This window comes from Oleiphilus sp. HI0043 (genome assembly GCF_001634935.1).
Map to the genome: position 1 here is coordinate 1 of NZ_LWEY01000758.1, position 785 is coordinate 785.

Here is a 785-nt window from a genome sequence, read left to right on the forward strand (position 1 = left end):
ATTCTATATAGATTTTTATTATCACTATTAAGTTTATGCAAGGTTAGTGCTTGTCCGCATATATGCCCTAGAATAGTTTTACTATTGAGACTTATCTATTCTTTGAGCGGAAACAAGCTGCTATCGCAGCATTCTTACAAAGTACATTATTTGGAATAATTAATATGACAGCAGGGGTGATTTTAACGGGTGGTGGTGCACGAGGCGCTTACCAGGCCGGTGTTCTTAAGGCAATTGCAGAACAGTTTCCTGGCTTTGACTATCCCTTTCCTGTCATTTGCGGCAGTTCCGCAGGAGCTTTAAACGCCGTGGGGCTAGGAGGAGGGGGTAAGATCTTCAGGCATAGTGTCGACAGTCTCGAAGATCTTTGGTTAAACCTTAGCTCTGATAAGGTATACAAATCCGACTATTGGAATCTTGCAAAAAACCTAGGCCAGTTTGTTAGAGGTTTCGTCAGCGGAGATGGCATTGATGTGCCAGGCTCCATGTTCAATAACGCCCCCTTAAGAGAGCTATTAAAAAAAGAAGCTGATTTCGGACAACTCACAACCAACATCAAGAAGCACGACATACAGGCAGTTAGTGTGACAAGTTGTGGTTATCGAAGCGGCCAAAGTGTTAGTTTTTTCCAAGGTGAAGACCACCTTACTGGTTGGCAATCAGGGAATAGGGTGGGCGTTAAAACAAAACTAACGCTTGATCACCTCATGGCTTCTTCTGCTATCCCGACCATATTTCCACCAGTCAAGATACATAGAGAGTACTTTGGCGATGGTGTTGCTCGT

Annotated in this window: 1 protein-coding gene; it reads left to right on the forward strand. The window is 43.6% G+C overall.

Going from position 1 to position 785, the window contains the following annotated elements; all coding sequences use genetic code 11:
* Nucleotides 1-164: 164 nt before the first annotated feature.
* Nucleotides 165-785 (forward strand): patatin-like phospholipase family protein (locus A3729_RS08690; RefSeq protein ID WP_197475710.1); only part of this gene is annotated, 621 nt, incomplete at its 3' end.